The organism is Kitasatospora sp. NPDC056531 (assembly GCF_042794375.1).
In the GTDB taxonomy this organism is placed as follows: Bacteria; Actinomycetota; Actinomycetes; order Streptomycetales; family Streptomycetaceae; genus Kitasatospora.
This window is the reverse complement of sequence record NZ_JBHTTU010000003.1, coordinates 259,058-263,312: the sequence shown is the minus strand read 5'-3', so window position 1 is coordinate 263,312 and position 4,255 is coordinate 259,058. Positions and strand designations below refer to the sequence as shown.

The window sequence follows — 4,255 nt, the reverse complement described above, 5'->3', positions numbered from 1 at the left end:
GGGGTGGGGGGGGGAAGTTTGGTCATGTCCGCTCCGGGGTCAGGAGAAAACACGTGTGCCTTGTTCTTGGGGCCAATCCGACGGGGGTTGGGGCCCCCGGCGGCCCCTCGCGCCAAATCGCGCGGGGGGCCGCCGGACAAAGCCGAATCCCGCCGCACACCGAGCGGGTACGCCATCGGCCGCCCGCGCGCCCTCCAGAAGGTCACGGCATCGCTGCACACAGAGGTTAGCCCCGCCCGGGCGAACCCGGACGGGGCATCTTCGGAGTGTTGTTCAGCGAGGGCTGGGGACGACGAATCCTCGCGCCGGACCGATGCCACGGGACCTGCCCTTGATCATCGCCAGTGCTTCGTCGGTGATGTCCCGCCGGGTGACGACGTCGGTACTGTCGTACACCCGCCATTGCCCGTCCGGCTCGTCCGGGTCTTCGGGGGAGACGATTCCCCGGATGCCCAGACGGCGGAGCGTATTGGCCACCCGCTGGGCTTCGTTCTCATCCATGGATCTTCTCCCTACGGTTTGAGACTGTCTCAGCGAACGGGTGACCGCGTCGTCGACCACGCCTTACGCGTTCGGGTCCCAGGCGAAGAGCCGCTCGAAGATGACCCGGTCGCCGTCGATCTTCACCGAGTCCAGCGGTGCGCGTCCGTAGAACCACAGGACCAGCTCACCGGCCGTGCCCCGGGCGGAGGCGTCGGCCGGGGCCTGGGCCTCGCCCTCGCCGGCAGCCGGGAGGCGGACGGCGCGGGCGCCGTCCGCCTCGACCGTGAAGCGCCAGGAGCGGCCCTCGGTGGCGTGGTAGTCGACGACGGCCGGCTCGTGCGGCCAGACGCCCGACCACGCGCAGCAGGTGAACAGGAAGTCCTCGACGCCGTCCAGCGCCACCTCCGCCGGCAGCGGCTGCGCGGCGCCCACGGTGAGCTGGGCGTCATAGGTGTGCATCGCGATCTCCTGAAGCTGGTGCCGGGCGACGGCACCGCTGGTCCGCGGCGACTGCGAGGCGCCCCACCACGTCCAGCACTCGGCGTCCGGGCCGACCTCCCGCAGGGTGTCCAGCAGCTCCTGCGTCGACGCGGCCAGCCAGGCCACCAACGCCTCGCGCTCCCGGGGCGCCTGCGCCTCGGCGCGCGCCGCCACGGCCTCGGCCGGCGGGGCGTCGGCCGGACCGGCCTCGACGACGGCGGCCCAGAACGGGCGGCCCGAGCCCAGGTGCCGCGCCAGGTCGAACAGCGTCCACTCGGGACAGGTCGGCACCTGCACGTCCAGGCTGGGCGCGGCGGCGATCGCGGCCCGGAAGGCCGTCGCCCGCTCGTCGATCAGTCGCAGCAGGTCAGGGAGTTCAAGATTCTTCTGCACTACGGCTGTCTATCACCGCACTCCGGCGGCCGAAAGCGAATTTCCCAGCCGCCGCCTGCCGACGCCGCCGTCCGAACCATCCGCCCGAACCGCCGCCGACACCGAACCTCCTTCGAAACCACGGGAGTTCCCCACCCGACTTCACTCCAAGGTGGGGTTTGGCTCAACACCCCACCGCCCGGGTGCCGAGAAGCCAACGGTGTGTCAGTCTCGACAACCGCGCCAAGTACTTGCCGGAACAGCTGGAGGTATGGCTCCATGCTCACGCCCTCCGCGCAGGATGCTCCCCCTACGAGGTGATCAAGCAGGCGCTCGAATCGTACTTGGGTGTCTCACGCACGGGTTCCACCTGATCTTCGACGCCGGGCCGTTTCGTTGCGGTGAAGTCCCCGAAGCGGCGCTGGCGATGTCTCGTGAGACAGCGAAACGGTGGAGAACAGCTCCCGCCCTTCCGTGTCCGGTGGGGCCCAGGTTAGCTACCTTCGCCACCGCCCCGCGCAGGAAGTCGACCCATCCGACTTCGTGCGCAACCAGCACCCGGCAACCCGGCAACCCGGCAACCCGGCAACCCGGCAACCCGGCGACTGCGCCACAGCGAAGCGAGTGACGCCAGTACCTCGGGTCAGGCGGACCGAAGTCCAGCCCGTTCTCATCGAGGGCGTTGAAAACGGTCAGTCGAGCCTCGGAGAAGACGAAGCTCACGGCAACGGTCCCCCGGGCAAGGTCGCTCCCCGTCCATTCGAGAAGCTCAAGGTCCCGCAACACCTGCCCTTGGAGGGACCACAGTTCGGGGTGCGCCTCGTGCCGCCACCGCACGTCGAAGCCGGGCCAGCGAGCCGGCCCATGGGGATCAATGGTGTTCCAGGTGATCGCCAGGTCGTCCAACTTGTAGTGGTTGACCTCGACCTGTTCCCCGTCGAAATCGAGCAGAACGGGGCCGTCGGCGAACCATTCATCGTCTCGGACGTCCCAGACCAACCAGGCCCGCGTCAGCGACCGCCCGATGAGCGTTCGCAACCGTTGGCCCTGGGATGCCACGACGGCGGAAAGCCCGTTGAGCCATTGGGGCTGGTAGTCCTCGATCCTGAACGCATCCACGCCAGGATCCTGCCATTTCTGCCTCCTCCTCCGCCGCCCCTGTCTGCGATCTTTACCGGGTGAAGTTCACGTCGATCACCTGGTAGAAGGCGTGACCCGTGTCGGCCACCTCCCACACGCCGAGGATCACGTGATAGCCGGAACGCTGCGGCAGCTTGACCGAGTGCGGCTTGCTGAGGTGCGGGTCGTTGGAAGCGTCCGGCATGTCCTCGAACTTGATGTCACCGTACGGCTTGTACGTCGCGAACGACTCAGGCTCGAACTGGGCGCGGCTCAGCGGGGCGCTCGGGTCCCAACTCTCCCGGGTACCGTGCACGGCTAAAGCGCGCACGTCACCCATACGAGGCCGTCGTGTTGTGACCACCGTCCGGGAATCGGAGCCGCCATCGGCCAGAACGACACCCCGCCGCCCAGGAAGTCGGCCCATCCGACTTCCCACGCCATCAGTCGGCCTCGCCCTGCGGGGCGAACACGCAGAACTCGTTCCCCTCGGGGTCCGCCAGCACATGCCACCGGATCTCGTCGTCGGGCGCCCGGAGCACCGCTGCCCCCAGGGCCGCCAGCCGGCCCGCATCGCCCCACACATCGAGATGCATCCGGTTCTTGACCGTCTTCCGCTCCGACACCGGATTGATCCAGATCAACGGACCGTTCCCGGCCGGATCGACGATCGGAACCCCCCACCCGTCCGGCAGCTCCACTCCATCGATCGACTGCCTGCGCACATATCCGATCGCCGCACACCACCAGTCGGCCAACCCCTGGTGATCGGTCGCATCCAGTGCCAGGTCCTTGAACCGCGCGGGCGCCGCACTCTCATCGCTCATGCGCACCACCAAAGCATCGAGTACCCTTTCGCCACACCTGAATTGACGCCAGACCAGGAACGGATCGGCCACCCGCGCACTTGGGTCGGCATGGTGATGATGGCGGGTCTGCTTTTCATGGCGATCCTGGTGATCGTGCCCTTCGCGCTGGCCTCGGCGCCACCGCGACCGAGGAGTTGCACGCCTTCTTCAACGCCAACAAGCGCGTCCAGATCGAGCAGCGCCAGGCCCGACTCGTCCTGCGCGACGACGATCACGACGGCGCCCCGCCCCGGACGGGCGTCGACCTGGACGGCGGCACCACCGTCATCCGGCGCTGAAGATCACCTCAGACCTGCCACTCCTCGTCCGAGGGCCAGTTCCGCACCCACTCCGCGAAGCCCCACGCCTCCGGCCCGGGCACCGGGAGGGCGGCGACGTCGGACACCATCCAGACCTCGCCCCGCCGGGGCCCCGTCGTCACCAGCAGCCAGAACGACTGCCCGTCGTCCGAGCCGAGCACCACCGACCCGTGCAGGAAGACCGCGTCGATCCGGGGGTCGTCCGGGTCGACGTCCTCGTCGTCCTCCCACAGCCACGCCTCCTCCAGCGGGAACGGCTCCCCCGGCCGCCGCTCGCCGAGGTCCGGCCAGCCGTCGGGCAGCCAGCCGAGCGGCTGCAGGCCGCCGTCCTCAGCCGGTCCGAGGCCGCAGCCGTTGCTGATCTCCGCGACGAAGGTCCGGTACGGCTCCGGAAGCACGACGCCGTGCTCCGCCTCCCAGCTCGCGACCCCCTCACCCCCCAAGGCCGGCTCCCGCCACTCCGGCGGGAAGGCCGCGCGCAGGGCATCGAGGACGGCCTCGTCGGGGCGCTCATCAGGGGTTCGGGTCACGGCGCCATGCTCGCAGGGAGCACCGACACCGCACCCCGCGGCCCCTCGCGTCCGCCGATGCGAGGGGCCGCGAGAACGACAGGGCCCACCGCTCCGTCCTCGC

Annotated in this window: 7 protein-coding genes; 1 reads left to right on the top strand and 6 read right to left on the bottom strand. The window is 69.4% G+C overall.

The features are described 5' to 3' along the window. Positions 1 to 273: 273 nt before the first annotated feature. From ACFQ87_RS05900 to ACFQ87_RS05880, 5 genes are all read right to left on the bottom strand, one after another. Positions 274 to 501 carry a hypothetical protein gene (locus ACFQ87_RS05900; protein WP_380609337.1) on the bottom strand — a complete coding sequence of 76 codons (228 nt, stop codon included), beginning with the start codon at positions 499 to 501 and terminating at the stop codon, positions 274 to 276. 63 nt (positions 502 to 564) lie between these two features. Further along, a complete protein-coding gene (locus tag ACFQ87_RS05895; protein ID WP_380609336.1) occupies positions 565 to 1,356 on the bottom strand; it encodes a maleylpyruvate isomerase family mycothiol-dependent enzyme in 792 nt (263 codons plus the stop codon). Positions 1,357 to 1,656: 300 nt separating this feature from the next. Continuing rightward, the gene (locus ACFQ87_RS05890) at positions 1,657 to 2,454 is read right to left on the bottom strand and encodes a hypothetical protein (protein ID WP_380609335.1); all 798 of its coding nucleotides are present in this window, start codon (positions 2,452 to 2,454) and stop codon (positions 1,657 to 1,659) included. A gap of 52 nt (positions 2,455 to 2,506) precedes the next feature. Continuing rightward, positions 2,507 to 2,785, bottom strand: coding sequence for a lytic polysaccharide monooxygenase (locus ACFQ87_RS05885; protein ID WP_380609334.1), 279 nt, complete (start codon positions 2,783 to 2,785; stop codon positions 2,507 to 2,509). 112 nt (positions 2,786 to 2,897) lie between these two features. Beyond that, positions 2,898 to 3,353, bottom strand: coding sequence for a VOC family protein (locus ACFQ87_RS05880; RefSeq protein ID WP_380609333.1), 456 nt, complete (start codon positions 3,351 to 3,353; stop codon positions 2,898 to 2,900). Positions 3,354 to 3,457: 104 nt separating this feature from the next. On the opposite strand from ACFQ87_RS05880, the gene ACFQ87_RS05875 reads away from it, so the two are divergent. Continuing rightward, positions 3,458 to 3,601 (top strand): DUF6191 domain-containing protein, encoded by a 144-nt coding sequence (locus ACFQ87_RS05875; protein WP_380609332.1) that lies wholly within the window; start codon positions 3,458 to 3,460, stop codon positions 3,599 to 3,601. Between the two features lie 8 nt (positions 3,602 to 3,609). On the opposite strand, the gene ACFQ87_RS05870 is transcribed toward ACFQ87_RS05875, so the two are convergent. Beyond that, a complete protein-coding gene (locus ACFQ87_RS05870; protein WP_380609331.1) occupies positions 3,610 to 4,152 on the bottom strand; it encodes an SMI1/KNR4 family protein in 543 nt (180 codons plus the stop codon). Positions 4,153 to 4,255 lie beyond the last annotated feature (103 nt).